This window comes from Microcoleus sp. S13_B4 (genome assembly GCF_036700885.1).
Taxonomy (GTDB): Bacteria; Cyanobacteriota; Cyanobacteriia; order Cyanobacteriales; family Microcoleaceae; genus Microcoleus.
Map to the genome: position 1 here is coordinate 44,909 of NZ_JAUBPU010000027.1, position 26,125 is coordinate 71,033.

Annotated in this window: 27 protein-coding genes, 1 tRNA gene and 1 pseudogene; 13 read left to right on the forward strand and 16 right to left on the reverse strand. The window is 45.8% G+C overall.

Going from position 1 to position 26,125, the window contains the following annotated elements; genetic code table 11:
• Positions 1-246 precede the first annotated feature (246 nt).
• Both QT994_RS15905 and QT994_RS15910 read right to left on the reverse strand, forming a co-directional pair.
• Entirely contained in the window at positions 247-1,395 is a 1,149-nt protein-coding gene (locus QT994_RS15905) for a helix-turn-helix domain-containing protein (protein WP_333176050.1), read from the reverse strand.
• Positions 1,396-1,567: 172 nt separating this feature from the next.
• Positions 1,568-2,158, reverse strand: coding sequence for a DUF3611 family protein (locus tag QT994_RS15910; protein ID WP_333046353.1), 591 nt, complete (start codon positions 2,156-2,158; stop codon positions 1,568-1,570).
• Between the two features lie 167 nt (positions 2,159-2,325).
• Here QT994_RS15910 and QT994_RS15915 point away from each other — a divergent pair, with 167 nt between their 5' ends.
• The 4 genes from QT994_RS15915 (at position 2,326) to QT994_RS15930 (ending at position 4,763) form a co-directional block, all read left to right on the forward strand.
• Positions 2,326-2,496, forward strand: a complete 171-nt coding sequence (locus QT994_RS15915) for a hypothetical protein (RefSeq protein ID WP_172186391.1) — start codon at positions 2,326-2,328, stop codon at positions 2,494-2,496.
• 357 nt (positions 2,497-2,853) lie between these two features.
• Complete coding sequence (locus QT994_RS15920) at positions 2,854-3,147, forward strand: hypothetical protein (protein WP_333046352.1); 294 nt, start codon at positions 2,854-2,856, stop codon at positions 3,145-3,147.
• Positions 3,148-3,250: 103 nt separating this feature from the next.
• Entirely contained in the window at positions 3,251-3,679 is a 429-nt protein-coding gene (locus QT994_RS15925) for a heavy metal-responsive transcriptional regulator (RefSeq protein ID WP_333046350.1), read from the forward strand.
• 331 nt (positions 3,680-4,010) lie between these two features.
• Positions 4,011-4,763 carry a type II toxin-antitoxin system antitoxin SocA domain-containing protein gene (locus QT994_RS15930; protein ID WP_333176052.1) on the forward strand — a complete coding sequence of 251 codons (753 nt, stop codon included), beginning with the start codon at positions 4,011-4,013 and terminating at the stop codon, positions 4,761-4,763.
• Between the two features lie 94 nt (positions 4,764-4,857).
• Here QT994_RS15930 and QT994_RS15935 read toward each other — a convergent pair whose 3' ends face one another.
• Positions 4,858-5,595, reverse strand: coding sequence for a hypothetical protein (locus QT994_RS15935; protein ID WP_333176054.1), 738 nt, complete (start codon positions 5,593-5,595; stop codon positions 4,858-4,860).
• Positions 5,596-5,781: 186 nt separating this feature from the next.
• Complete coding sequence (locus QT994_RS15940) at positions 5,782-7,221, reverse strand: hypothetical protein (protein ID WP_333176056.1); 1,440 nt, start codon at positions 7,219-7,221, stop codon at positions 5,782-5,784.
• A 216-nt stretch (positions 7,222-7,437) separates the two neighbouring features.
• Here QT994_RS15940 and QT994_RS15945 point away from each other — a divergent pair, with 216 nt between their 5' ends.
• The 3 genes from QT994_RS15945 to QT994_RS15955 all read left to right on the forward strand — a co-directional run bounded on the left by QT994_RS15945 (position 7,438) and on the right by QT994_RS15955 (position 10,616).
• A complete protein-coding gene (locus QT994_RS15945) occupies positions 7,438-8,811 on the forward strand; it encodes an NB-ARC domain-containing protein (protein ID WP_333176058.1) in 1,374 nt (457 codons plus the stop codon).
• A complete protein-coding gene (gene xth / locus QT994_RS15950; RefSeq protein ID WP_333176060.1) occupies positions 8,808-9,593 on the forward strand; it encodes an exodeoxyribonuclease III in 786 nt (261 codons plus the stop codon). Before QT994_RS15945 ends, xth begins: the two co-directional genes overlap by 4 nt.
• Before the next feature lie 147 nt (positions 9,594-9,740).
• The gene (locus tag QT994_RS15955; protein WP_333176062.1) at positions 9,741-10,616 is read left to right on the forward strand and encodes an SDR family oxidoreductase; all 876 of its coding nucleotides are present in this window, start codon (positions 9,741-9,743) and stop codon (positions 10,614-10,616) included.
• A gap of 42 nt (positions 10,617-10,658) precedes the next feature.
• Here the strand turns inward: QT994_RS15955 and QT994_RS15960 are convergent, their stop codons facing one another.
• Entirely contained in the window at positions 10,659-11,783 is a 1,125-nt protein-coding gene (locus QT994_RS15960) for an EAL domain-containing protein (protein WP_333176063.1), read from the reverse strand.
• A gap of 481 nt (positions 11,784-12,264) precedes the next feature.
• Positions 12,265-12,338: transfer RNA gene (locus QT994_RS15965), tRNA-Pro, on the reverse strand.
• A gap of 91 nt (positions 12,339-12,429) precedes the next feature.
• Here QT994_RS15965 and lipA point away from each other — a divergent pair.
• From lipA to QT994_RS15985, 4 genes and pseudogenes are all read left to right on the forward strand, one after another.
• Positions 12,430-13,305 (forward strand): annotated as a pseudogene (gene lipA, locus QT994_RS15970) (lipoyl synthase); the annotation flags it as partial.
• Between the two features lie 92 nt (positions 13,306-13,397).
• Positions 13,398-13,571, forward strand: a complete 174-nt coding sequence (locus tag QT994_RS15975) for a hypothetical protein (RefSeq protein ID WP_333176065.1) — start codon at positions 13,398-13,400, stop codon at positions 13,569-13,571.
• 521 nt (positions 13,572-14,092) lie between these two features.
• Positions 14,093-15,358 carry an RNA polymerase sigma factor SigC gene (gene sigC / locus QT994_RS15980; RefSeq protein WP_333176067.1) on the forward strand — a complete coding sequence of 422 codons (1,266 nt, stop codon included), beginning with the start codon at positions 14,093-14,095 and terminating at the stop codon, positions 15,356-15,358.
• Positions 15,359-15,776: 418 nt separating this feature from the next.
• Positions 15,777-16,304 (forward strand): transcriptional repressor, encoded by a 528-nt coding sequence (locus QT994_RS15985; protein ID WP_333046332.1) that lies wholly within the window; start codon positions 15,777-15,779, stop codon positions 16,302-16,304.
• 178 nt (positions 16,305-16,482) lie between these two features.
• Here the strand turns inward: QT994_RS15985 and QT994_RS15990 are convergent, their stop codons facing one another.
• From QT994_RS15990 to QT994_RS16000, 3 genes are all read right to left on the reverse strand, one after another.
• Positions 16,483-18,057 (reverse strand): peptidoglycan-binding protein, encoded by a 1,575-nt coding sequence (locus tag QT994_RS15990; protein ID WP_333176070.1) that lies wholly within the window; start codon positions 18,055-18,057, stop codon positions 16,483-16,485.
• 529 nt (positions 18,058-18,586) lie between these two features.
• Positions 18,587-18,763 carry a hypothetical protein gene (locus QT994_RS15995; RefSeq protein WP_333046329.1) on the reverse strand — a complete coding sequence of 59 codons (177 nt, stop codon included), beginning with the start codon at positions 18,761-18,763 and terminating at the stop codon, positions 18,587-18,589.
• A 557-nt stretch (positions 18,764-19,320) separates the two neighbouring features.
• A complete protein-coding gene (locus tag QT994_RS16000) occupies positions 19,321-19,782 on the reverse strand; it encodes an SH3 domain-containing protein (protein ID WP_333176071.1) in 462 nt (153 codons plus the stop codon).
• Between the two features lie 10 nt (positions 19,783-19,792).
• On the opposite strand from QT994_RS16000, the gene QT994_RS16005 reads away from it, so the two are divergent.
• Entirely contained in the window at positions 19,793-19,915 is a 123-nt protein-coding gene (locus QT994_RS16005) for a hypothetical protein (protein WP_333176073.1), read from the forward strand.
• Positions 19,916-19,992: 77 nt separating this feature from the next.
• On the opposite strand, the gene QT994_RS16010 is transcribed toward QT994_RS16005, so the two are convergent.
• The 7 genes from QT994_RS16010 to rpmH all read right to left on the reverse strand — a co-directional run bounded on the left by QT994_RS16010 (position 19,993) and on the right by rpmH (position 25,041).
• Complete coding sequence (locus tag QT994_RS16010; protein WP_333176075.1) at positions 19,993-21,501, reverse strand: AAA family ATPase; 1,509 nt, start codon at positions 21,499-21,501, stop codon at positions 19,993-19,995.
• A gap of 136 nt (positions 21,502-21,637) precedes the next feature.
• Complete coding sequence (locus QT994_RS16015) at positions 21,638-22,150, reverse strand: YceD family protein (RefSeq protein ID WP_333176077.1); 513 nt, start codon at positions 22,148-22,150, stop codon at positions 21,638-21,640.
• A gap of 105 nt (positions 22,151-22,255) precedes the next feature.
• On the reverse strand, positions 22,256-22,729 hold the full coding sequence (locus tag QT994_RS16020; RefSeq protein WP_333046321.1) for a R3H domain-containing nucleic acid-binding protein: 474 nt from the start codon (positions 22,727-22,729) through the stop codon (positions 22,256-22,258).
• An 11-nt stretch (positions 22,730-22,740) separates the two neighbouring features.
• Positions 22,741-23,889 (reverse strand): membrane protein insertase YidC, encoded by a 1,149-nt coding sequence (gene yidC, locus QT994_RS16025; protein ID WP_333046320.1) that lies wholly within the window; start codon positions 23,887-23,889, stop codon positions 22,741-22,743.
• A gap of 203 nt (positions 23,890-24,092) precedes the next feature.
• The gene (locus tag QT994_RS16030) at positions 24,093-24,485 is read right to left on the reverse strand and encodes a PH domain-containing protein (RefSeq protein WP_333046319.1); all 393 of its coding nucleotides are present in this window, start codon (positions 24,483-24,485) and stop codon (positions 24,093-24,095) included.
• Positions 24,457-24,861: a ribonuclease P protein component gene (rnpA, locus tag QT994_RS16035; RefSeq protein ID WP_333046318.1), complete on the reverse strand. Its 405-nt coding sequence runs from the start codon at positions 24,859-24,861 to the stop codon at positions 24,457-24,459. Before rnpA ends, QT994_RS16030 begins: the two co-directional genes overlap by 29 nt.
• A gap of 42 nt (positions 24,862-24,903) precedes the next feature.
• Positions 24,904-25,041, reverse strand: a complete 138-nt coding sequence (rpmH, locus tag QT994_RS16040; RefSeq protein WP_193974120.1) for a 50S ribosomal protein L34 — start codon at positions 25,039-25,041, stop codon at positions 24,904-24,906.
• A gap of 286 nt (positions 25,042-25,327) precedes the next feature.
• On the opposite strand from rpmH, the gene QT994_RS16045 reads away from it, so the two are divergent.
• Entirely contained in the window at positions 25,328-26,053 is a 726-nt protein-coding gene (locus tag QT994_RS16045; RefSeq protein WP_333176079.1) for a DUF4365 domain-containing protein, read from the forward strand.
• Positions 26,054-26,125 lie beyond the last annotated feature (72 nt).

The following is a 26,125-nucleotide window of genomic DNA, read 5'->3' on the forward strand; positions in this document are numbered from 1 at the left end:
CACTTTGGGTACACGGCCCGGCGATTTTAGATTTTAGATTTTAGATTTTAGATTTTTAGATTAAAGATTTTAGAATTGACTCCACAGATGGATGAAAATCGGGGATTGAACTAAAATCTCAACCGTGATTGCTCTCCACGACTCATTTCTTCAAGCAAGTATCCGTATGTAGGTGAACTCAGAAACCCGGTTTCCGAGTTCACCCGCACCAAGAGAGTGGTCGGACGATCGATCGCCCGACACACACTAACCAAAAATCACCTCCGGCGGCGCCATGTCAGCCCCCATAACCAATCCCCCGTTATTAGACTTCTTCAAGCCCGGTTGAGGTGCTTTTTCTGGGGTCTTCTGAGCCGGTGCAACTGAGGCTGGCGGTGTCACCTGCGTTGGAGGTACTGCCTGTGCTCCTGGCACCACGGGTTGCTGCGACAGCCAACCCAAACCCCCTACAGCCCCAGCCATCAAAGCGGTGTAGCCGAGGTACAAATGCACCGGACGCATTTGAAAGCCTTCGGCTGACTCGGAATCGGAAACAGACACATACATACTGGGAATTGGGCTCGCAGCGGGTTGGGGCAAAGCATTCGCCATAGCGCTGCCGTCTAGTCCCAAGGCGTCGCCGAGTCTGCGGATAAAACCTCTAACGTAAATATCTTGGGGCAGTTTGTCGATTTCCCCATTTTCGATCGATTCGATGTGGTGCAGCGGCACGAGAGTTTGACTGTGGAGTTGCTGCAGGGATAGGGAGCGAATTTGCCGTCCCTTACGCAATTCTCCACCCAACTCCCGCAGGCACTCTTCTCGCTGTTGAACGGCTAAAGCTGCTTGTTCTTCCTTGGTGAGTTTTTTCGGCTTTTTGGGAAAACCGAACCCTGGGAAGGATTTTCCGGGGACGGTGACAGGTGCAGGTGCAGCCGACTCGACTTTAATTTCGTCTTGGGGTCCTTGTTTGCTGTCTTCAGAAGTGTTACTTTCTTGATCGGAAATTTCAGTGTCGGATTCGGTTTGGGGTGGCGCTTCCACACTAGCGCTGCGCCAATAGAAGACAGGAAGAGCTACTGGTGGCTCCAATTCTTTAATTTCTGTCACCGTCTCAATGGCGGGACTTAAAGCAGTAAAACTCTCTTGGGGTACTTGCTGTTCAATTTTGTTTTGTTTGGGAAATCTGTCAAATGCGAGCTTGACGGCTTCTCTGCTAACTGCTCTAATTAAAATTTCGGCAGCGGAAGCTGCTTCGCCCAACATTGTTTGCAAGCTAGCTAGAGCGTGGCTATAGGTGTCACTACAGAGGAGTTCAGCTTCTATTTGACCTAGGACAGAACGAAAACTTTCTTGAGAAATTTCAATAGTTGGGTGATCTGTCACCCCATAATAAGCCTCGGGTTTCAGTGCCATGATATTCATGTTGTCTTGGTAGAAGGTATCTGAGTACGTTCTTCGACAGGTTGGCAGTGATTCCGGATGTAGGTTGGGGGAGTGAGGGAGAGTGGGAGGGTCGCAATTCCTGATTCGCGATTTCCGATTCCCAATTCCCACTTATGGATTCCCAATTCCCGAGGCCAGTTTTCTATTGCTTGTGGATGCGATCGAGCAAAAAAAGAGCCCCGAAAATCCCGACAAAATGGGCAACAGTGGCGTGAGTATTGGCCAGTACCACAAATATATCTAGGGGCTGAATAAATCTGCCCACATCGACTGCGGCACCGAACAAGGCTTGCGGCTGAGCTAGAGATTTGGCTAAAAGCGTGCCGCTGATGGCTTCTGCGCCGATCAGCGTCAGCAGCATTCCTGACAAGTTGCTCCAAAGTGACAGCCGCACCTCTTTGATGGTGTCTGCTTTTTTGGGGCGGACAGCGTTAGCGGGCGATCGCAGTTGTCTCGACAAGCGGGTGAAGCGGAAAGAGCGATATACGCTGTAAGCGAGTACGGCTAGCCCGCAAATGGCAAAAAATACGCCCCCGCCGGTGCCGGCACTGTTTGAATTCGCTGCGGCGTTAGTGCTGGGGATGGCGAAGGGGATGGCAAAGAGCAAAATGATCGCCGCTACCACCCCTAGCACTAACTGTACCCAGAAGCAAACCCAGCCTGTTGTACGAAGGGCAAAGGCTACTCGCTGTACGGCGACAGGAAGCTTATCGTTATCTAACTGATTAGTCATATTTTGAGCGGATATAATTAATTGGCATTAGTTGGCAGCAGTTTTTTCTCTTCGGGGACGGTTGACGGCGCTTAACCCTCTTTATAATAGAAGTAGCAATGTTTAAGATTTGTAACTAACATTGGATTTCACATTTGAATAGCGTCGATCGCCAGGTACCCAAAGCAATGACACAACTACAACCCACCGTCACTCCGAAACTGGAACAGCCCAAGTTTGGCTTCAACAGCTACGCGGAACGCCTTAACGGCCGAGCCGCGATGATCGGTTTTTCTCTAACTTTAATTATCGAGTATGTCACAGGGCAGGGCTTGCTGTCCTGGTTAGGTCTCAACTAATTTTAGCTGTTTGGCGCGGTCAGCCTTACACTTTGTCTTGACTCGAACGGCAGCGGGCGTGACTTCTGCTGACCGCGACAAATTCGGGAATTGATTAAAATATTAATTACAAACAAGCCAAGTGACTTCTCTGTCGAGAGAGATCTGTTCCCGAATGCAATAGCTGGCTTTTGGAGGTGTATATGGGGTGGAATTTTGATTTAGACAAGCTTGGCAATTTTGCCTCGCTCCCGTACAATTCCCCACAGGCGAGAAGATTAATTTAGGTGAAGCTAGTCTTTGAGCTAGAAATCCCGATCGTTCCGCCAACTCTAAGTTTTAGAGCTTGTAAATAAATATAGAACAGAGTAAAACCAAATGAATGCTTCGTGGACGCGACTTTTGAGGTCAGCTTACCGTAGAGAACCAATTACCAGCTTTGTTGTGACAGTGGGCGTTGTCGATGCAGCCATCGGCAGCATGGGTGCGAGTGGCTCTTTATTGGCTTTTGGGCTGGGTACCGCTGGGGTGGCGATGGCTCTCCGCTGGTGGCAATTTTACCGCTCTGGAGCCGAACAACCCGCGCCTGCTCCGGAATACTATCTTCCTCCTCAGTCTTCTAGACCTCAGTTGCCCGTGCTTAATGTGTCTAAAAAAAATCCTCCTTATTAAGATTACCGGGCAATGGTGACTAGGCGATGTGCCGATCGACTCCCTGGATCTGAGGCACTAAAAGATAGGGCAAGAAAGTCTTTCGATCTTGGATGCTTGGTTTATGAATATTTCGGTTGCCGAGAAACTGTACAAAATTGGCTCTGTAGCTGCCTGTAGCGGTTTGTCGGTGAAAACTGTTCGTTACTATGAGGAGATGGGCTTGCTGTCTCCTGCGGTAAAGCGATCGCCCGCTGGTTATCGCTTGTTTGGCGAAACCGTATTCAACAGGTTGGCGTTTATTAAACGATCTCAGACTCTGGGTTTGAGCCTTCAGGAGATTAAGGATATTTTACAAGTTCGCGATCGGGGAGAGTTGCCTTGCTCTGAAGCGAAGCAGCATCTAACGGCTAAGGTAGAGGAAATTTCCGTGCAAATTGCAGCCTTAGAAACTTTGAAGGGGGAGTTGCAAGGCATTCTCAACTGCTGGCAAGAGCAACCCTCCCAGGCGAGCATTACTAACACGATTTGTCCGAACATTCAGCGGGATTGAGCGGCGGAAAGATACAAAATAAGGGAAGGAATTATCGGTTTCCTTCCCTTGATGGTTTTGTTGGTGGTTTTGTCGATCGTGTTGAGCTTTTAACTGTTTTCGCAGAGTTTGCTGTTGCTTTTTGAGTTGCCTAGCCCTGGCTGAGCCGCCTTTACCTTTGGAGTTTCTACCCTCGCTGCGAGGAGACTCCCAACTTTTTAGTCTCATGTTTTTAATTGTTTGCACTACTTCTATAATACACCGCCAGATTTTCACTGTCAAGTATTTTTTAGACTGATGTTTTCTAGTATCAACTTTTGACTGATGGGGATTTGCTACTAACATAGCGATTGTGCGCCCATTGCCTGCGGCTGGTTACATCTACGCGCTTTTTGACAATTTGGGATGTAAGGGCGATCGCTTTTACGTCATTATTCCGCACTGTTTGCTACAATTATTTAAGTCAGCTTTAAGGACTGCCATGACTGAAGCTACCTCCATAACAACTGAATATCAAATAACAGTGAGTTCTCCAGTTTGGCAAAGAGTTGAGCAAATTGCCGGAGAATTTAACTTGTCAGTTTCTGAACTATTGGAACAGATAGGCGAAGGTCAACTGAAAGTTGTTGCGGTTCCAACTAATTCGGAAAAAATCAGCGATCGAGATATTGCAAATGCTTTGATTTGGTTAGCCGCGCAAACTGATGTAGCAATCAACGTCTACAAGCTACAAAAACTCGTGTATTACGCTCAAGCTTGGTATTTAGGAGTTTACGGCACGCCACTATTTGATGCAGATTTTCAAGCCTGGATTCACGGCCCGGTTATTCCTGATTTATTAGAGAAGTACCAATGCCAATTTAGTTGGGAACCAATTACAGAGAAAATCGAACAACCGAAACTTCCCCAAAAAATTGGGCAATTTATCGAAGAAGTTGCTGAGGCATATTTTGAGTATGATGATGAAACTTTGGAACGAATGATTTGCAGTGAAATGCCTTGGCTAGAAGCGAGAGGGGATTTACCGAGAGATGAATCTTGTCATGCGATTATTTCTCAAGAGTCGATGAAAAAATATTATTCTGGTCGTGTTTTCTCTAAATAATATAAGTGAGGGCGATCGCACTTTTTGACAAATTGGGATGTAAGGGCGATCGCGCTTTTGTAGTAACTAGGATATCAAAAGCTAGGGAGCGACCTTATATCTCTGGTAAGTTCAAATTTAATTGGTAATCTTGATCTAGGTTAGAAGGTAAGCCTATTTTAGAAAAGAACTCATTAGAGAAGTTTAGAGAAGATTCTACAGCCCACTTAGCGCAACCATATCCCAGACATCGGTGCGGGAAGAAAAGGCTTCCTTCTTGTGTCATTGGGTTAAGCTTTTTGATTTTATTTTCTAACTTTTTATTTAATTTTTCATTAAGCGTCTGATTATAACTTTCTCCAGTTCCAATCCACTCAGGTTTATAGTGGATTAAAGCATTCCGTAGGGAAATGAGTGAAGCAGCAGATTGATAAGGTTCTGCTCCTCTATTAAAGCTTTCTGATTTTACTATACAAAGAGCCTTTTCGTATTTGTCTATAAGTCTTAAGCTTCGTTCATCACGCCACGTTTCTTTCATTTTTTGGGTAACATCAAGACTCCATTCATTAGAACTGGAAATATCTTCTACATCCGTAAACAATTCGTTGATTGTAGCCTCAAGATAGCAGACCGCAGTGATTATGGAACCTATGACATACGATCTATGTTCATCAAACAACTCTGATGAATATTGGCTGTCATCATACTTATCTTCTTTTTCATAACTTAACTTTGCAAAGTGAGCTGCTGCTTTAATATGGCTAAATGATAATTGATGACTCACCTCAAGATCATTCAGGCTTGCGTGAGAGTGATCTGTGTAAATAGTTGCGCTTATAGGATAGTCAGTCATAGCTATTTTATGAGTAAATAATGGGTTTGAAATTTTGAATGTTCATCGATAAAATCATAATCCTTATCGTTGACAATGTTTTCAATGTTAAAGATAATTTACTCTCCTTTAAGTTGCTTAAACATACTTTTAGCAGCTATCTTGAAATCTGCTTTATTAGCCCCTTTTTCTAGGTATAATGGTTAATCACTCCGTGTCTGATGATTCAAGTATTGCTTCTATTTCATCGGAATAACGGTCAGCTTTCGCCCAAATTGTACTGATAACCAAGTCCAAACTTGCGCCTTTTAGTTCGGGAAATTCAGTTTTTATGATTGCTTGGAATTGTGAATTTAAAGGTTTATATGTTAGTTTTTTATGAAAGCATTCCTGAGTGATTTCATAGTATAACATATTGTTACTTATAAGCTCACTTAAGTATGGGCAAACCTTGTAATCCTTGGATTTTTCAAACTTCTGAGTTGCGAATTTAGCTGGAGCTATCACACCTGGTAAATCTGTATAGCTAACGCCTACGCTTGTTCTAGCATTAACTTTTTTGAATTCATCTAAGGCTATATGAGCAAGATTAGTTGTTAATAATTTAGCTTCGGATTGAGCCGTCTCAATCAAGATTCTTTTTTGTTCTTCCTGTCTTAATCTTTCCTGTTCAGCTTCTTCAGCCTTTTGTAAAGCTTCTAGCTTTCGCTTAGCAGCAGCAGCTTTCCCAGTCGGAGTATTTTGATACTTTACATAAGCAATACTTGCTGCAATAGCTAGAATAAATGCCAAGGTAAAATTCACAAAAAGCACGAAAAATGCTATTATACTCAAGATTATAAATGCAGCATTCCATTGATTGTCTGACAATAGTTCTGTTGACGTTTCATTAAGAATTTGTATTGAGGATTGCTCCTGGCTTTTTTCTGCATACGAATTATTAGTAGAAAGCTGATTTGTAGTATTCACTCCTAAATTATGGGACGATTGACTTGCTCGTGCCACCAACTCAAACTCTCGATTCCAAGCCGGAAAATCCTCACCCCCCTGCTGCCCGTAAACCTTCACAGAAGCGATCGCCCCCGCCTTCAAATTCATCAACTCCCTGCGGACAATCCTGATAGAAGCCTCCTCATCAGGAACCCGATCGCCCTCCAGCATCACTTGCAAACAACCATCTTGCAAACTCGCAGTCGCCGTAATCCCCTTGTTTTGCAACGGAAGATTTAACAGACTGGCGATCGCCTCCACATCCCCAAGCTTAGCCCGTTCCTTCAAACTAAGCTGATTTGACTCCGTATTTTCACTAGAACTTGCCCGTCCCTCTGTTACATTCGCAACAGGCAAATTTTGCCCCGCCACTTCAAACTCTTGACTCCACGCCGGCACCTTCGCGCCCGTCTGTCGCCCGTAAACCTTGACTTTTTCAATTGATGCAGCCCCCAAACCAGCGATCGACTTACTCACCCACGGGGCCAAGACTTGCTGACTAGGCGCTTCTGCCGCTTCCAGCATCACCTGTAAACAACCATCCTTAAGGGAAGCTGCGGCGGTGATGCCCTTGGCTTGTAGCTGGCGGTTCAGCAGAAGCGCGATCGCCTTTGCATCTCCCTGTTTCGCGAGTTCCAAAATATTCGGTTGTGTCATAACAGGTAGATACAACTAGCGCTTAGCATAACCTTTTGTTGTCTTAAGTATAAATTCTTTCCTAAATACCAAAGCTTGTCAAGCCATATAAAGTCATATTTAGTAGTTTTTTCCATCCCAACTAGGTCATAAAAAGTCACATTTAGTTGGTTGCTACTGAAAAAGTCATATTTAGTTGGGTTACAATCAGGTCAACCCCTTGCATCTGCCTGACTGATGGACGTTGAAGAAGCCTTAGAATTTGTTGACCATCTAGCTTTGACTACTACGGGAAAACATTTAGATAGTCTGCAAAAAGCTATATTACGTGGCGCTTGGGACAATCAGAAATATAAAGAAATTGCACAGCATCACAACCGTTCAGAGAAATACGTTAAAGAGGTTGGCTTTAAATTATGGAAACTTTTATCAGTTGCATTAGGCGATGAACAAGTATCTAAAGCAAATTTTAGAGCTAAGTTGGAAAATTTACAAGCTTCTAATATTGTCTCACTCGTCGGGAATGGCTGCATCCATATTGGTAACATCTCTGCGGATAGTTCCCAATCCTCAAAAAAATTACAATCTGAACCGCAAGAAAAGAATAAGTTTAACGAAAAAACAAGCAATTCCAAACCGAAAGTACATTTAGATTTAGCTGATGCACCAGAACCCAACCTATTCTATAACCGCACATCCGAACTCACCACCCTCGAAAACTGGATTTTGGGCCGCACCCGCCTCATCACCATCTTAGGCTTATCCGGTATTGGCAAAACCGCCCTTACTCTCCAACTAATCCCACAAATTCAACACGAATTCGATCGCATTATCTGGCGAAGTCTCCGCAACGCGCCACCCCTGGCATCACTCCAAACCGACTTAATTAAATTCCTCTCCCAGCAGCAAGAAACCGAGTTACCAGATTTAATCAACTATTTGCGCTCGCACCGCTGTCTCATCATCCTCGATGATATCCAAACCATCTTCAGCAGCCAACAACTCGCAGGAACTTACCAACCTGGATATGAAAATTACGGGGCATTCTTCAAACAACTAACAGAATCATCCCACAACAGTTGCTTAATCCTCCTGAGTTGGGAAAAACCCAGAGAAATAGCCGCCTTAGAAGGCGACAACCGCCCCGGCAAATCTCTGCAACTCAACGGTTTAGGCCCCGAAACACAAGAAATATTTAGAGAAAAAGGTTTAGGAGAACCGGAGAAATGGTCAGAACTAATCGACCTTTACCGAGGCAATCCCCTATGGTTAAATATAGTTGCAACTATGATTCAAGATTTATTTGGCGGTAGCGTTTCCGAATTCCTCTCCTATGATACCCTATTCTTAGGTGACTTAGAATCACTCCTGCACCAGCATTTCGATCGCCTAACCGCATCCGAACAACAAGTTATCTCTTGGCTAGCCAGCACGATCGAACCAGCCGACATCTCACAAATAGCAGACAACCTGCAACTATCACCGCCAGAACTCTTGAAAGTTATGCAATCTTTAGGACGACGGTCATTAGTTGAAACAGTCAAACAAAACGGGCGATCGCACTTCTCGATCGAGCCAGTAATCAGAGAGTATATAACAAACAAAAAATGAAAATCGCCACCTGGAACGTCAACTCAATCCGCACCCGCCTAGAACACGTTACTAGCTGGCTGCAAACAAACTCCCCAGACGTTCTTTGCCTCCAAGAAACCAAAGTTATAGACAAAGACTTCCCCCTAGAACCCTTCATCAACCTCGGCTACAACTGCTACATTTCCGGTCAAAAATCCTACAACGGCGTCGCTATCTTTAGCCGATCGCCCCTAACGCAAATCAGCACCGGATTTGCTCCCATTCTCGGCGACGAAACCGCAGGTATTTTTGACGAACAAAAACGCCTAATAGCCGGAATAATCGACGATATTCAGATTATTTGCGTATACGTTCCCAACGGTTCCGAAGTCGGCAGCGAAAAATATGAGTACAAGCTAAAGTGGCTCAAACTGCTGCAAGAATACCTCAAAATAGCACTAGCCAAATCCCCCAACTTGTGCATTGGCGGCGACTTCAACATCGTCCCGGACGATCGAGATATCCACAATCCCAAAGCCAATGCTAACTCCGTCGGCCTATCAGTAGCCGAGCGCCTCGCACTCACAGAAATCATAGAATTAGGATTAAACGACCCCTTTCGCAAATTCACCACAGAAGGCGGCCATTATAGCTGGTGGGACTACCGCGCCGCCGCATTTCCCCGCAACAACGGCTGGAGAATCGACCACCATTATCTCAGCCCTCCCCTGTACGAACAAGCAAAAAACTGTACAATAGACATTGCTCCCAGAAAATTAATCAAACCCAGCGACCACGCCCCCGTAATTGTCGAAATTTGATTTATGAGTTATAAATAAAACTAAGGCAAAAGAAACCCGTTTTCTACCATAAATCTTAGGTTTAGTAACGATAAGTTTAAGAAACAGGGTTTCTCGATCCTATGCGTAAGTCCCGATCCAGTTAATAACAACCAATCACTAAAAATCATGTTCTTAGTAACCGGAGCAACAGGCGCACTAGGCCGCCGAATTGTACGAGAAATCAGACAGCAAGAAAAGCCTGTCCGCGCATTCGTTCGCCTCGCATCTCGCTACTCTGAACTAGAAAACCGAGGCGCTGAGATTTTTATCGGCGACTTAAAACAAGACAAAGATATTAAAAAAGCCTGCCAAGGAGTGCAGTACATCATCAGCAGCCACGGCACCGGCGGCGACGTTCAAGCAGTACACTACCGCGCTAACAGAGAATTGATCGACTGCGCCAAAGAAGCAGGAGTGCAGCACTTTGTCTTTCTTTCGGTACTGGGAGTCGATCGAGGATACGAAGATTCCCCAGTATTCAAAGCGAAGCGAGAAGTTGAAAAATACCTGCAAAACAGCGGCTTGAATTATACAATCTTGCGGCCTGCCGGTTTTGCTTCCAGCTTGTTACCCCTAGCAGAAAGATTTCGAGAAACCGGACTTTACCTGCTGATTGGCGACGGCAAAAACCGCACTTCTATTGTCAGTACCGACGACTTAGCAAAGATTGCCACAGACTCGGCAACAGTCGAAGGCGCGCGCAACCAAATTCTGCGAGTCGGTGGCCCGGATGTGCTGACAAGAGACGACATTCCCCGCATTTTTGGACGCTTATTCAATCGCGAACCGATGGTAATCAACCCGCCGCTGGTTGTGTTTGACGGTTTGAGAAATGCCTTGGGTTTATTGAATCCTCAAGCTCAAAAAGACTTAGGAACTTTGCGGGTATTGCTGGGTAACGAGTATTTCTGCACTCCCGAAGAAGTGCAAAACTTGGAATCAATCTATGGCCTGAGAATGGAATCCTTAGAAAGCTTTTTGCGGCGCAACTTAAGCGTTTAAAAGACTCGTTGGCGGTTGCGCTTTACCGCAACTGCCAACATTTTAAGCAGACATAGGCACTGCTTCAACACCACCAATATAGCTCGTAACTGCGATCGGCGGAGAAGTGGGCTTAGCAATCAAATAACCTTGGACAAAAGTTGCTCCCCGCTGCCGTACCCACTCTAACTCCTCCAAAGTTTCCACACCTTCAGCAATAGTTTTAATTTCTAATTGAGCGGCAATTTCTAACATCTTTTCCGTAATTAGTGCCTTATAATAATCTTGATGGACGTTGCGAATCAATTCCATATCCAACTTAATAAAATCAGGACGCAGTTGGTGCATCAAATTTAAATTAGAAGAACCGCTGCCGAAATCGTCTAGGGCAATTAAAAATCCAGCTTCTCGGTAAAACCTCAAAATATTAATCAAGTGATCGATATCAGGAGGGTGCTGAGATTCCGCTACTTCAAAAACAATATTGCTGTGAGGAATTCCCGCTTCATCAATAGCCTGTACTGTTCTTCGCAGGCAGGTAGCGGGATCGTAAACTGAAGTGGGAGAAAAATTAATAAAAAGTAATTCTTGGAGAGCGTAAACATTGGCTTCGCGAATAGCGCGAGTCCGGGCTAAAACATCTAGTTGAAAAATTAGACCTGCTGATTCTGCTTGGGCAAAAATCCGACCCGGATAAATTAAGTCTCCTTGCTCGTCAATTCCTCGGAGCAGGGCTTCATGAGCAAAAATTTTAGAAGTATCTGAGGTATAAACAATGGGCTGAAAATGTGTAGTAATCCGTTCTTCGGACAATAAATCTAACAGCCAATCAGAGTTACTCAAATTAATAAAAGAGTCTAAGGAAGTGCTACGATAAAAATCGCTAAATTTTGGCTGTTCAACTTCGCGCATCCACAAAACTTTTGTCTCTTTCAACTCTTGAGTTGTCAGCGCCGACGATGCTAGGGCGTTAAACTTTTCTTTGGCTATTCCCTCAAGCATAATGTACAAACACTTGCTCTCTTCTAACAGCCGGAATTCGAGTTCAGCCTTGGTTAGTGCAGAAATAACCTTGGTCAGCGTGTGCGATACTGGAAACCACAGGTATAGACCTCCCCTGCCCTCTATTTTGGCGGGTAATGTTTCGCAGCGAGAGCAGGAGCCGAAGGCTTTGCCACTTATTTGCATTGGAATATCCTCCGGTTTGTGGGTCAATTTTAGACACGCTAACAATTAGGTTTTATTATAAGCTCATTCAGCTATTAATTCATCTATCTCAAGATGTAAATCTTAATAAACTTGTATTTAAGAATTATTCTGGCAGTATTTATACTTACCTCCGGTTTCAAACCTTGGTCAAAGTTCTCAGCATTGAGCAAGTACGTGTGATTAAACACAGTCCCAAATCATCACAGAGGGAGAAGGCAAAGACTTGTTCGCTACTCTCTACTGCTGCTGTGATTCTTTACGCCTTATTCTCTAATTCCCTCTGCCAAAACAGTCGCTACAGTTGATTTTTTAGCAAAGGGGAATTAACACGCCCGTGAAGCGCAGCTATCCCGTATGGAATCGCCCCACCGACTAATTTATGCGTACCACAAATCTACACACCCGGACGATCGCCCAAAACAAAGTCACTTGCTGCGGAATATCCAATTTAATTTTATAATCGGGATGACAGGATTTGAACCTGCGACCCCCTCGTCCCGAACGAGGTGCGCTACCAAGCTGCGCTACATCCCGAATTTAGTCAATAGATTTTTAGCTTATCACACTCAAGTTAAAATTGAGCAAGCTCGTATATAATTATTTGTAAAATACTACTCAGGCGGAGACAGACGTGACAGTTAAGCCCCAGTGGTTGCGAGTTAAAGCCCCCCAGTGGGAGCGCGTCGGCAACGTCAAAGAAATTTTGCGGGATTTATCCCTGAATACGGTTTGCGAGGAGGCCTCGTGTCCGAACATCGGCGAATGCTTCAACGCAGGTACTGCGACATTTTTGATTATGGGCCCGGCTTGTACCCGCGCCTGTCCTTACTGCGACATTGATTTTGAGAAAAAGCCCCAACCTTTAGATCCCACAGAACCCCAAAGATTGGCGCAAGCGGTGCAGCGGCTAAAACTCAACCACGTCGTGATTACCTCTGTGAACCGGGACGATTTGCCGGATGGGGGCGCGTCTCAGTTTGTCGAGTGCATTCAAGCGGTGCGATCGGCGATGCCCGATACAACTATAGAAGTTTTGATTCCCGACTTGTGCGGCAACTGGCAGGCTTTAGAAATCATTCTCGCAGCCCGGCCAGAGGTACTCAACCACAATACCGAAACCGTAAAGCGACTTTACCGCAAGGTGCGGCCGCAAGGAAAGTACGATCGCACCTTGGAACTATTGCAGCGAAGCCGCGAACTCGCACCTGGGGTTTACACCAAATCCGGCATCATGGTGGGACTGGGAGAAACAGACGCCGAAATTCGGGAGGCGATGCAGGACTTACGGGCTGTCGGCTGCGATATTTTAACAGTTGGACAGTATCTGCAACCGACTCAAAAGCACTTGAACGTAGAAAACTTTGTGCCTCCAGAACAGTTTGATGCTTGGAGAAAGTTTGGCGAATCTTTGGGATTCTTGCAAGTTGTCGCTTCTCCCTTAACTCGCAGTTCCTATCACGCCGAACAGGTGAGGGAACTAATGAAACTTTACCCACGCTAGCAATTTTAATTTGAGTTGACTCGCGCCCGATCGTACCATTCTCACTAAAACCCGCTTAGCCCGGTAACAGCGAGGAGAAACCTGCGCTTTCTATGCAGGCCGAGTGCCAAAAAACCCGGTTTCTGATCTTGGTTATTTTCGAGGAGATCACCGGGGAAGCAGCAGCCAACAGCAAAACAATTATCGGTCGATCGCCGCCTCAAAGTCGCGACTTAGGCAAAAGAGATCCCGAAACCGGGTTTCTTGCTCAAACTTCTAGGTTTTAATCCAGAAATTTGAGGAAGAAACCCGGTTTTTGCGTCAGCCAATAACTCGGTACTGCGGACTATAGCAACTCTGAAGCTCATATGCTGTAATGGATTAAAGTTCTGCGCTCACAACAGCGTATTTAATCAAGAGCGCCGAGTTATATAAAGTTTTATTAAAAAAATGGCTAATTTTCCGAAGTGATCGGGAACCAGGTTATTGGTGATGAAGATTAACTTAACTTCTGACTAACGTCACTTGTTTCTAGCCAGTCACTATCTATACTAGCTACATAAACAAAGAAGTACAACACACTTTTCGGGCCTTCAACCTGTTACATCAGAAAGTTCTTAGCGTTTTCCAGAATCTTGGTAAAACAAGTGGGGCAGCAAAAGTTCGATCTCTCCAACAGCAGAAAAGTCAGGAAAGTTAGTAAAGAAACACAAAGCGGTGATGCTTCGTCTTAACCAAGTGGGCATCTTAATTATAAATAACCGCTAAGCGTAGCATCTTTTCACCCGGAGCAACTGAGAAAATCACTATGCCAGCCACCTCTTTTTACGCTGAAGCTGAATTCGACGAACAACTGCGAGTCAATCCCTTGCAAGGTGATGTGTTGGATGAAGATGCTGAAGAAGCTGGAGACGAACTGCTCGACCAAGACCCAGCAGAGACAGAAGATGCAGACCCAGCAGCAAAATTGCAAAAAAATGCCAGCCGTCGCACTACAGATTTAGTGCGCCTGTACCTCCAAGAAATAGGTCGGGTTCGTCTCTTGGGTAGAGACGAAGAAGTCTCGGAAGCTCAAAAAGTTCAGCGCTATATCAAATTGCTGGAATTACGCAACACCGTCGCATCCCAGGAAGAAGGGCTAATTGCGCGCTTCGTGCATTTAATTGAGGTGCGCGATCGGTTATCCGCACAGTTGGGACATAAACCTTCTCTGGAACGCTGGGCATTAACCGCCGGTGTCGGTGACGTGCCAGAACTCAAGCGAATTATGTCCGAAGGCAAGCGCCACTGGGCCGAGTTAGCCGAGATGACCGTCGAGACCATCGAAAGAATTCAAGCTGAAGGCGTCGAAGCTAAAGACCACATGATTAAGGCGAACCTGCGCCTGGTGGTTTCGGTGGCGAAAAAATATCAAAATCGCGGTTTAGAATTACTCGACTTAATACAAGAAGGTACTCTCGGACTGGAGCGAGCTGTAGAAAAGTTTGATCCGACGCGGGGCTATCGGTTTAGCACCTATGCCTACTGGTGGATTCGGCAGGGAATTACGCGGGCTATCGCCACTCAAAGTCGCACAATTCGCCTCCCCGTCCACATCACCGAAAAGCTTAACAAAATCAAAAAAGCCCAGCGCAAAATTTCTCAAGAAAAAGGTCGGACAGCTACGATCGAAGATATCGCTGTCGAGTTGGACATGACTGCCTCCCAAGTCCGAGAAGTTTTGCTGCGAGTCCCCCGTTCTGTTTCTTTGGAAACTAAAGTAGGCAACGAAAAAGATACAGAGTTGGGCGACTTGCTCGAAACCGACAGCATCTCCCCAGAAGAAATGCTGATGCGAGAAGCTCTGCACCGGGACTTACAGCAACTGCTGGCAGATTTGACCAGCCGGGAGCGAGATGTAATTTTGATGCGCTTTGGTTTGGGCGACGGACACCCCTATTCGCTGGCAGAAATCGGTCGCGCGCTCGACTTGTCCCGCGAGCGAGTCCGCCAAATTGAAGCCAAAGCTTTGCAAAAACTCCGCCAACCCAAGCGTCGCAACCGCGTCCGCGACTATCTGGAGTCTCTGACTTAAATTGGGCCGGTCAGTCAGCGCGATTAATCAGGGAGCAAGGCATTTGGCACTTGTGCAGAAGGCATGAGGCATGAGGCAGAAGTAACAATATTTACTTCTAAACAACTTCTCTGTCCTCTGCAGCAAGTCAATCGATTTTAGATTTTAGATTTTAGATTTTAGATTTTAGAATTGAAGCATTGGCCCCACGCATAAATTCGGGGGGCAAGTTTCATCGGATACAGGTTTTTTATTTCTGGACGGATGAATCCGGGGGCTTGTATCCTGGATGCTTTCAGTCATAAAGCTTGTTAAAAGTCAAAAAATATCAAAAACCAAATTTTTTCCTCAATCTTTTTTCAATAAGCAGCGATATTTGCAAAATATCTCGATCGTTGTGTATTATTGTCAATAGGCAGACTTTCTTGAGAGGGTCACAATGGCACTTTACACCGCGTCTTCATTCAAATCCGAACTCAATGACAAAGGCTGGCGGATGACTCCCCAACGGGAAACCATCTTGCACGTTTTTCAGAACCTCCCCAAAGGCAATCACCTGAGCGCCGAGGATTTGTACACTTTGTTAAAAAATCGCGGAGAAAACATTAGCTTGTCCACCATTTACCGAACTTTAAAGTTAATGGCAAGGATGAGCCTGCTCCGAGAACTCGAACTAGCCGAAGGTCACAAACACTATGAAATAAACCAGCCTTACCCGCATCACCACCACCACCTAGTCTGCGTTCAGTGCAACAGAACGATCGAATTTAACAACGATTCGATTTTGAAAATGGGCATGAAGCAAGCTGAAAAGTCTGGGTTGCACCTGCTAGACTGCCAGCTAACCATTCATACGGTGTGCCACGAAGCTTTGCGGATGGGATGGCCGTCTTTGGTTTCCAGCAATTGGTCTTGTCCGAGGTCGATCGCCCAGAACGGCAGCAGCGCCCCGGATTCAATCGAGTGAACATAGCCTATTTTCGCATTTCAAGTACGGATTGTTACAAGTTTTAACAAAAAATTGGTAGCCCAAGTGCGCTCACAGTTACGCGGAAACCGGGTTTCTTCAGAAAAATACATCATTTCAGGAATGAGTCGGAAACGAGAAACCCGATTTCTTTGATGTAGTGTCCGTAAGCCTGGAGCTAAAAAGTTTGGCTCAACAAATCGTCGCTGCTGACCCCGTAACTGCGCTGAGCTCGATCGAGGGCATCTCTCGTCGGAGTATCAAAAACTCCGCTGATCGAGCCTGTGTAAAAGCCGAGGTCTTGCAGCCGCCTTTGTAATTGCTGAATGCTCGATCGAGAGTTGAAACTGCTGCTAATTGGAACAGCAGGAACAGCTACCCGACCAGCTAATCCGTTTTGGAGTTCCGCCAAAGTTGCGGGAGTGGCAATACCCGTAGCCGGTGACAAATTGCGTTCCTGCTGAAACGACAGCACCGCAAACTCGGTCTCGGCTCCAAATACTCCGTTCACCGGGCCGGGGTTTTTGCCCAGACTTCTGAGCGCAGACTGAAGTTGTCGGACAGCAGGCCCAGTATCGCCCCGTCGCAGACCAGTGGCGATTGGCTGCACAGGCGCTGCTGCCTGCCTGTTGCCTTGCCGCAAAGCCGATCGAGTGCTGCGATCGACTCTGCCAGTCCCGAACAGCCCGCTATCTCTCTGAAACCGGATCAAAGCTGCTTGAGTTGGTCGATCGAACCAACCGTGAATCTGGCTCCTGTAATAACCCAATTCTTGCAGCCGCCGCTGCACAAATTCTACTTGTCGGCCTCTGTCGCCCAACTCTAGAAAATCTCCGGCATTACTCTGTTGGTCATCTTCCTTAGTCCATGAGGTAATTTCAGCTTGCCTCATCTGGGCATCGATAGCAGTCAAAGTAGCAGTGTCAGCGCAGCCGTCAGAAACCAGATTGTAATCTTGCTGAAAACGAGTCACAGCGTAGAGAGTGCGTTCCCGAAACTTACCGTCAACGCCGCCTTCAAAATAGCCTAAAGCTTTTAATTGCCGCTGGATCAAGTCTACCGTCGCCCCTGTGTCCCCGAAGCGCAGCCCCTTGCAACCGCCATTTCCCGAAATATCCCCCGGAAGCGTAACGGGGGGAACCGGCCGGGTGGAACCAAACAGCAAAGCTAAAGTTTGCCTATCGGCAACTCCTGTCACCCGCAGTCGATTAATTCGCTGGAAGTATCTAACGGCATTTTGAGTAACTTCGCCAAAACTCCCTGTAGGATGCGCGCTGAAGTAGCCTAGCTGCTTCAACCTGCGCTGGAGAGCCGAAACATCTGCACCGGCGTCTCCAAAATCCAGTTCCCGATAATTGGTATAAATAGTTTTAAAAGGTCGATCGTCCCCAGCCAAACTGTTGAGTGCTATCACAGTAGCTCGATCGGGTCTACCAGTCAGCGACAGTTGATAGTCTCGCTGAAAGTTAGTCAGAGCTTGTTGAGTAACCGGGCCGAGTTGACCTGTCGAAGATCTGGGAAAATAGCCGAGTTCCCGCAACCTGTCTTGAACAGAGCGCAAATTTGGATATCCCGGATCTATTTGAGCAAAAGCCGAACCGGCTGCACTCAAAACCGACAGCATCAAAGCCAGAGACAGCAAACGGACGTAAGTCTGACTCGATAGGTTTTGCCACTTGGGCTGATCAAAAATTTTCGACTCGGCGGGTGCTTCGCAAACAAGAGCAAGTTCGAGGTAAGCAAGAGATTCCATAATTTTTTAGTGTGAAATTGTGGGTGGGTTGTGTGAGCAAACTGCCCAAAATGATTTTTGGCACGCTTGGCTTGGATTCTATCAACGCTAAGTTCTACCTGGAAAGCGCGAAGCACCCGTTTTTATAAAAAATTTACCGTCAAAAATAATTACAGGTAACAACCAAGATAGCATCGCTGCTTCTAGAGAGGCGAGACTCAGCAAAAAAGTTTGCAGGCACATCTTAGCCTTTGAGACCGAAAGAGAATAAGTTCTGGGGTAGTGCTGGCTAATATTTTATCTGGCTGCCGCAGAAATTACCACAAGACTTGCGCGCAGGCTGTCATCACCTTAATTTGTTGTCGGGTAAAGAGCCGGAAATCGCAGGTTTTTTGTTAAGAAACGCGGCTTCTTCATGTGGCGAGTGCGTCTAGGAAAGTACCGCTGATTAACCAAAAAACTAGCCACTAAAAATCCCCACTTTTGCTAGCTGCAAATAGGGCGGGGATTTTTTGATAAGTTGACTTTGTATTAAAAAATCGACGATCGCTTAAATTAAGCCGAACCGATCGCAAATTACAGCTACTCCCGCTGCAAAAACAGTAATTGCGATACCTACCAGCGGATTTTGCCCTCTGCTCACCGCAAAAGAGGTAACGACCCCAGCTCCCAAAGCGGCAGTAACAGCAGCAGTCGCCAAATCTCGATCGGGACGTTTGTCGTACATATTTTTTATTGTTGGTAGCTGAAGAGCTGAAAACTTACATCTTGTAATCCAAGCTACCACTCTTGCCTGTTCGGCGGTGACAACAGCCTGCGTTTTGCAACTAACCTTAAAATGTTGCTAATTTTCTTAACATACTCTCCTGAATAACATAAGTTAATACTATGTATTTTTGGGTTTTTCTGTTGAGTTTTAGCTCTTGAAACCTTTTGTGCGCTGGGCTTTTATGTAAAATTCAGGATTTAGCAGGGGCGATCGCACCTACAGTCTCAGCGTCTCAGACTGCAATTCCCAATATCGTAAATAAATTTAGCTTGACTTTTATAAGCAAGTGTGATATTAGCTTTGTGAATCAGGAGATTAATATTAGACTTATTGCATAAATCTTCGCTCAATCGGGAAACCGCAGCTCGAAGTAGATAAACGCAGGTAAACGCAGCTAATTTCCAGAGATGAGAGCGAATGAATGCAATTGGAGTCTAGTTCAACGATCGGGACTCTGCGTCCTCACTACAAACCGATAATGGTTATTTTACAGGACACGATCTGAGCCTTAAGTCCTATTCGCCCTCAACTTTTTCAGTATTGCCGCCTTTGACCCAACCTTCGCGATTGCCATCCTCAACCCGAATTCGCTGCCACTCTTTGTCCGGCGACTCTTCCAAAACCACGACTTTTTCCTTATAACCAACACCACCAATGCGGTTCGAGTCTCGGTTGCCACTATCCCGCAGAATTAAGCCGATCGGCTGAGTCACCAGAGCTCGGTAAGCTCCCGGTTCCAGCGGTTTCGGAGACGGGGCATCGCTAGATGTAGAAACAGGGCTAGCCTCGGCTGTTGACTTCGGCTCAGCGCCTGCAATCTGAACAGATGGTTTGTCGTTGGGAAAAACAGGTCTTTCGGGCACAGTCGTTAGCTTAGCGGCAAAGTAAAGTGCAGCCGCCACGCTAGCACCTGCCATCAGGACGATCGCGAGCAGAAAACCCACTAAAAATTTGAAAACGCTATATACACTGTTCATAAAACCGCAAATGAAGGAAGAAGGAAGAAGGAAGAAGGAAGAAGGAAGAAGGAAGAAGGAAGAAGGAAGAAGGGAGAGGGAAGAAGGAAGAAGGAAGAAGGGAGAGGGAAGAAAGTTGACTGTTGAGAGTTGACTGCTGAATGTTGAATAAAATCTGGTAACTGCCAACTGACAACTGGCTACTAACTACTGACTACTGACTTCAAAAGCTTATCCCTGAATCCGGCGGCTCAAACTGCCGTATCTAGAAGCAAGACGAGCTTTCCCAGCAGCGGCCCAATCTTGGAGAAACTGGATTTGTTCTTGAGCCGTTCTTGCTAAGGGCACCATCTGACTAGCTGATTCTAAAATATCATCTGTGGTAAAGTCTCGATTTTGGCTAAACCCAATGTGCATTGCTTCAATCAAAGTTTGCTCGATTTCGGCTCCTGAAAAATCGGGAGTTTCGTAAGCTAAGCGCTCTACATCGTAATTTTTGATGCTGTGCGATCGCAACCGCAACAAATGTACCTCAAAAATCGCCCGCCGTTCCTCCTGGCTTGGCAAACCCACAAAAAATATTTCATCAAACCTGCCTTTTCTCAGCATTTCTGGCGGCAAAGACTGGATGTTGTTGGCTGTTGCTACGACAAAAACAGGCGAAGTTTTTTCGGCCAACCAAGTAATAAAAGTCCCGAACACCCGGCTGGTTGTCCCGGAATCCCCTTTACCGTCTAATCCTGCAAAAGCTTTGTCAATCTCGTCAATCCACAGCACGCAGGGGGCCAAAGCTTCCGCTAGCTGAATCATTTGTCTGGTGCGGGATTCAGATTCTCCTACTAATCCGGCAAACAAACGCCCGACATCCAACCGCAGCAAAGGCAAATGCCAGTGGTGGGCGATCGCCTTTGCTGTTAAGGATTTTCCGGTTCCTTGAATTCCCACTAACAACAAACCTCTGGGATGCGGCAAACCGTATTGGCGGGCTCGATCGGAAAAAGCACCGCCGCGCCGCAGCAGCCATTCTTTGAGATTGTCCAAACCGCCAATATCGGAAATATTTTCGCGGGCTGGGTAAAAATCCAGAATTTGAGTTTGACGAATTGTTTGGCGCTTTTCTTCTAAAATCAGTTCCGCGTCGTCGGGATGGAGTTCGCCTCTGGTGGCGATCGCCTTTGCCAAAACTCGGCGAATTCGTTCGATAGACAGACCTTGACAGGAGCGCACCATTTCGTCCAGCAAACGCCCTTCAATGGCTTGTCCGGTAGCCCCTAACAGCTTTTCCACCTCAATTTTGATTTCCGCCGCCGCAGGCAGGGGAAATTCCAAAACAGTCATAACTTCGCTGAGGTCTTCCGGGATCGAAATTAGAGGAGATACGATGACAATATTTTTGGGTACAGATTTGAGGAGTCTCGCCAAATTCCGCAGCTTGCGGGAAATCGAGACATCTTCCAAAAACCGCTGAAAGTCGCGCAGAATAAAGATAGCCGGGGCGGTGGCGGGTAATTTTTCGAGAAATTCCAAAGCTTGCAGCGGGTTGCGCTTGCCAAAACCAACATCGTTGGGATTGCCTTGGTAGCCATCAACAAAATCCCAGATGTAGACGGCGCGAGAACCTTGTTTTTTGGCACATTGGGCGATCGCCGCTTCTACGCGCTCTTCCTCCCGTGTCGGAATGTAAATTAGGGGGTAGCGCGATCGCAGCAGTAATTCAAACTCGTCGCTAAAAATAGTCATTAGTCAGTTGTCAGTGGTTAGTTGTTAGTTGTTAGTTGTTAGTTGTTAGTTGTCAGTGGTTATTTCTTATTTGTTATTTCTTATTTGTTATTAGCTAATGCCAACTGCCAACTGCCAACTGCCAACTGCCAACTGACTAAGGCAATTGCCGTTTAAGTGCTTCCAGAGACGCCCAGCGACTGTCTGAGACTGTTTCTGAGCTTTCTGTATTTGCATCATCAGTTAAAGAAATTCCCGGACATTCAGTATCGCATATCTGTTTATGCGGCAGTTCCAAGCACATTTGCTCGTATACCCAATCGCCCGGAGAGAAATAGCCACCCGGGGACAAATTTTCCACCAAATCTTCTAAAGCCACTTCTATTTCTGCTGAACTTGAATCTGTTGGATTTGCTGTTTCTTCGAGCCAGATTAGTTCCGATGAGTTTAGGACCAAACGATGATTGTATTGTTTCAAGCATCTGTGGCAGGTGAGAGTAACTATTGTTTCTGCTTTCGCCTTCACCTCAAGATAATTCCCTTGGTGAGTCACTTGCAGTCGTCCTCGCACCGGAGTAAGAGTTTCTAAATCGGGGATAAATTCTTCAAAATCAATGACCTCTTTCCGCTCTGTTTTTGTGAGTAGATGAGGGATATAAATTGTCTCCATAATCTTTCGCCTTCCTACTTCTTGAATTCAAAGGTCAAAAGGAATAGTTAATTTTTTAACTTCTTCCTTCTTCCTTCTTCCTTCTTCCTTCTTCCTTCTTTAGCGTCAGCGCAGCCGCACTACCAAACGCCGATCGGGTTCTTGTCCTTGACTGTAAGTTTCTATGTCCTCACATTCGCTCAAAAAGCTGTGGACTTGACGGCGTTCTGCAGAAGACAGCGATTTGAGTTCAAATTCAACTCCCGTCGATCGGGCTTGGTCTGCTGCGTACTCTGCCATCGAGCGCAATTCCTCTTGACGGCGGATACGATAGCCATTTAGTTCAATAGTATAAGGAATTGACTCCTCTACTTCCTGACCTATATTCTGAACCGTGTTGCAGAGGTACTGAATGGCATCTATTACATTACCGTTTGGCCCGACTAAGATTGCCACTTGTTCTCTAGTCAGATTGCTTTCATCTATTGTCATCCAATAGCAATCTTCTTGTTGTTCGCATACCACTTTTGAAGGAATTGCGGACAGTTGTAGCAATTCTTCTAACCATGCCTGTCCGCGCTGCATTTGAGAGTCTTTCATTGTTGTTAAAATCAAGCCTTTTTCTTAGAACGCTTGGGCTCAAAGGGAAGTGCATCTAATCCTTGTTCTTTTTGGGTTTTCGCCTCTGCTTCGTCCACTATTTTTTGGAGGTTTTCGGGCAGGGGTTCTCGCGACAAAATAAACGATTGAACTGTTTGGAAGATGTTAGCAATCAGCATATACATCAACACGCCGGCGGGCAGGGGAAAGAACAAAAACATCCCTGAAAATATTACTGGCGTCAGTTTGTTGACTGTAGCCTGTTGGGGGTTGTCGTTTGGCCCTTGTGCTTGTCCTGAAAGGGTTTGGTTGATATACAAACTGATGCCGAAGCCCAGGATCATTACCAAAATATCCCAGTGGATTGTACCGTCTGAGTCGATCGCGCCAACGCGGCCTAGAGCTTCAATAAACAGGAATCCTTTGTTAGTAGCCAATCCGGGGATTGTGCCTTGAACTGTGGCTTCACCGGGCGCTAAGGCCGTGATGTTGCCCTGTTCATCTACCTTGACCAGTTCTTCGCCTTTGATGACTTTCCACCGGGGTTCAAAGTCGATTTCGCTCTTATTTTCTGCAGCTAGCGCTGTGAGAGGTTTGCCCTCTGGGGTTTGAAAATTAATCTTGGTTGTGTCGCCGACTGCGAGTTTGTCGCCGCCTGGAATTATGCCCACAACAGGAGCATGAAAAGTACCTGTGACGTAAATATTTTGTGGCGGTGTAGCAAAAGCTTGCGGTTGAACAGTTTCGATTTGTTCTTTCGGCAAAACTTGAACGTTGACGCTGTAATTTATGTCAGAAAACGGCGAACCCCGTAGCGTTGCAAACAGTGCAAACAGCACTGGCATTTGCAGAACCAACGGGAAGCATCCTGCTAGAGGATTACCAAATTCTTTGTATACTTTGCTCATTTCCTCCTGCTGTTTTGCAGGATTTTCTTTATAAAGTTTTTGAATTTGATCTACTCGCTCTTTCATCAACGGCTGCGCTACTTTCATGCGCCGCATATTGCGAAGAGAGCCTGCATTGAGAGGATAAAGAGCAAAGCGAATCACGAGCGTCAGAGCTACGATCGCTAAACCGTAGCTTGGCACGATCCCGTAGAAAAAATCTAGGATCGGGAGCATGAGGTTGTTGGAGAGAAACGAGATACCGAAATCCATTCGCTTTGAGTTAATTTAGGTGCTCTATGTTTGCTGTTGAGAACTATTTTTACCCGCTGAAGGCGAGCCGCCTCAATTTTTAGGGTTTTGTCTCTATCTTAGGACATTGCCCGTCGATCGACCGCCCGGTCTGCGGGTTTGTTGTAATGAGTTTGCCAATACTCGCACTCACTTTACCCTGATTTGAGGGCGAAGCGGTTCGCTTATTTAGCTTCGGCCGCGTTTGCTTTTTGAGCGGCTACGGGCAGTTTTTCGTTAATGTAGTCATACAGGGCTCGAAATTTCGGCATAGCTCTTAGTTCCAAGCGGCTGCCATTTTTCATGGTGAGTACCATGTCTCCGTAACTCCCGAAACCACGAGGTACTGTGACGATTTTGACTATATCTGAGTAGATAACGTCTGTCTGATCGCCCCCCATCCAACCGCTAGTTACGGACACTCGGCGGCTCGTGATCCGATACCGCAGCCACAGAGCCCGGACAATTGCTCCTACTGCTAGGGGGATTCCCACCACAGTCAGCCCCAGGAGTAAGTTGATAATCAAGTCTCCCGGCGCGGGGCCGCCTTCATAATATACTTCCTCTCGAATTCCCATCTAGTACCTCGGCTTCTACCAACAACTGCTCTAATTCTTGCAGAATTTCTGCATAATTGCACTCTTGTGCGATCGGACGCACGACAATTACTAAATCCCACCCGAATTTTAATCGGGGCAATAGGTGTCGCAAAGCTGCCCGAATCTGACGCTTAATCCGGTTGCGGACTACAGCGCGTTTGCTAACCTTCAGGCTGATGGAAATACCTGTGCGAGTGGGCTGCAAGGATTTTTCGGCTGTCGGTTTGCTTACTTCGACGCTTTTGGGTTTACGCAGAGCTCTTAAGCTGAAATGGGCCGAGTTACGGCGCATTCCCTTGCGGTATACGGCGCTGAAGTCTTTTCGGTGCTTAAGTCGGTTTGTCTCGGGCAACATGGCGTAGGGCGATCGTTGAGGTCTCTCTACCTTGATGCAGTGCTAAACTGCAAGGCGGTGGCGACCTTTGCTGCGGCGAGCTTTGATTACCAATCGACCGTTTACGGTACGCATTCTGGCGCGAAAACCCGATGTTCTTTTTCTTTTGCGGCTGGTTCCGTGCAGGGTTTGCTGTGTCATTTTGATTTCTCCCGGCTTGTTACTTTACTTTTGATTAATATTCACAATCTTCTAGTTTACCATAAAGTGGTTTTTTTGGCAATAAGATTTTTATGGGTTGATATGTAATGAGAGTAAGAGTGAAGTTGCGGTATTTTTGTATTATATTAAGTATTATACCGAAACTGCCATACAATTCTAAGTTAGACAGACAAAATCATCTTCTACTTAAAGTATTTCTATTCCTATTTGCTTTCGCCTTAGATAGCGGTTTAGTTAAGATTGTGAAAAAAGCTCCATTACCGTAATGACAAATTTACCTAATTTACCTAAACGTACAGACGCTCAGAGAATTGGTGTAAGTGCTGCTGACCTTCTTAATTCAGTTTTCACTAAGTTTTGTAATGTTCATCCTGTTCAACAAGATCGGGATATGGGGATTGATTTCATTTGTGAGCTTATGCAAGGAGAGTACCCAACTGGAAAGTTATTTAACGTTCAATGCAAAGGTACAGAAGAGTCTGAATTCAAAGGCGATTCAATTCGAGTTCCCATTGCAGTAACGACTATTAATTATTGGTTAATCCAGCCCAATCCAACATTTTTAGTTGTAGTTGATCGTCAAAATTACAATTTCTATTGGTCTTTCCCAAAGGATTTTCTTAGCTCGCTTAATAAAAACTGGCAAGAACAACAAACGGTTACGATTCCAGTTCCTATTCAAAATCGTTTTGAGCAAGATGTAGATGCACTGCCTGCTCAATTGGTATCAATAGTTAATATGCAAGCTTCAGCTACTCCTCGGCAGGGCGATTATCTTGGAACATTGACGCTGGAATTTGACAGGTCATCCTCGCGAGAGAGAATGACTATCAAAGGATTAATGCATTACTACTTAGAAGGTAGTCGAATCGCTAATGCCAAGTGTGGATATGGAAGCCCTGGTTTTCCAGGAGTTACAGTCTATGCACAAACATTCGGTGGTGAAGGATATAGTAAGGAAGTTAAAGCTATAGCTTGGGGTGAGTTATAGTCATTTCAAATAAATGTGAGACAAATGTAAGATGATGTAAAATCAAGAAAAATTGTTAACTCGGAGTCGAAA

Coding starts and splice junctions, on each gene's coding strand:
- QT994_RS15905 (WP_333176050.1), bottom strand. CDS start 1,395: ATGGCACTGAAACCCGAGGCTTATTATGGGGTGACAGATCACCCAACT.
- QT994_RS15910 (WP_333046353.1), bottom strand. CDS start 2,158: ATGACTAATCAGTTAGATAACGATAAGCTTCCTGTCGCCGTACAGCGA.
- QT994_RS15915 (WP_172186391.1), top strand. CDS start 2,326: ATGACACAACTACAACCCACCGTCACTCCGAAACTGGAACAGCCCAAG.
- QT994_RS15920 (WP_333046352.1), top strand. CDS start 2,854: ATGAATGCTTCGTGGACGCGACTTTTGAGGTCAGCTTACCGTAGAGAA.
- QT994_RS15925 (WP_333046350.1), top strand. CDS start 3,251: ATGAATATTTCGGTTGCCGAGAAACTGTACAAAATTGGCTCTGTAGCT.
- QT994_RS15935 (WP_333176054.1), bottom strand. CDS start 5,595: ATGACTGACTATCCTATAAGCGCAACTATTTACACAGATCACTCTCAC.
- QT994_RS15940 (WP_333176056.1), bottom strand. CDS start 7,221: ATGACACAACCGAATATTTTGGAACTCGCGAAACAGGGAGATGCAAAG.
- QT994_RS15945 (WP_333176058.1), top strand. CDS start 7,438: ATGGACGTTGAAGAAGCCTTAGAATTTGTTGACCATCTAGCTTTGACT.
- xth (WP_333176060.1), top strand. CDS start 8,808: ATGAAAATCGCCACCTGGAACGTCAACTCAATCCGCACCCGCCTAGAA.
- QT994_RS15955 (WP_333176062.1), top strand. CDS start 9,741: ATGTTCTTAGTAACCGGAGCAACAGGCGCACTAGGCCGCCGAATTGTA.
- QT994_RS15960 (WP_333176063.1), bottom strand. CDS start 11,783: ATGCAAATAAGTGGCAAAGCCTTCGGCTCCTGCTCTCGCTGCGAAACA.
- QT994_RS15975 (WP_333176065.1), top strand. CDS start 13,398: ATGCAGGCCGAGTGCCAAAAAACCCGGTTTCTGATCTTGGTTATTTTC.
- sigC (WP_333176067.1), top strand. CDS start 14,093: ATGCCAGCCACCTCTTTTTACGCTGAAGCTGAATTCGACGAACAACTG.
- QT994_RS15985 (WP_333046332.1), top strand. CDS start 15,777: ATGGCACTTTACACCGCGTCTTCATTCAAATCCGAACTCAATGACAAA.
- QT994_RS15990 (WP_333176070.1), bottom strand. CDS start 18,057: ATGGAATCTCTTGCTTACCTCGAACTTGCTCTTGTTTGCGAAGCACCC.
- QT994_RS15995 (WP_333046329.1), bottom strand. CDS start 18,763: ATGTACGACAAACGTCCCGATCGAGATTTGGCGACTGCTGCTGTTACT.
- QT994_RS16000 (WP_333176071.1), bottom strand. CDS start 19,782: ATGAACAGTGTATATAGCGTTTTCAAATTTTTAGTGGGTTTTCTGCTC.
- QT994_RS16005 (WP_333176073.1), top strand. CDS start 19,793: ATGAAGGAAGAAGGAAGAAGGAAGAAGGAAGAAGGAAGAAGGAAGAAG.
- QT994_RS16010 (WP_333176075.1), bottom strand. CDS start 21,501: ATGACTATTTTTAGCGACGAGTTTGAATTACTGCTGCGATCGCGCTAC.
- QT994_RS16015 (WP_333176077.1), bottom strand. CDS start 22,150: ATGGAGACAATTTATATCCCTCATCTACTCACAAAAACAGAGCGGAAA.
- QT994_RS16020 (WP_333046321.1), bottom strand. CDS start 22,729: ATGAAAGACTCTCAAATGCAGCGCGGACAGGCATGGTTAGAAGAATTG.
- yidC (WP_333046320.1), bottom strand. CDS start 23,889: ATGGATTTCGGTATCTCGTTTCTCTCCAACAACCTCATGCTCCCGATC.
- QT994_RS16030 (WP_333046319.1), bottom strand. CDS start 24,485: ATGGGAATTCGAGAGGAAGTATATTATGAAGGCGGCCCCGCGCCGGGA.
- rnpA (WP_333046318.1), bottom strand. CDS start 24,861: ATGTTGCCCGAGACAAACCGACTTAAGCACCGAAAAGACTTCAGCGCC.
- rpmH (WP_193974120.1), bottom strand. CDS start 25,041: ATGACACAGCAAACCCTGCACGGAACCAGCCGCAAAAGAAAAAGAACA.
- QT994_RS16045 (WP_333176079.1), top strand. CDS start 25,328: ATGACAAATTTACCTAATTTACCTAAACGTACAGACGCTCAGAGAATT.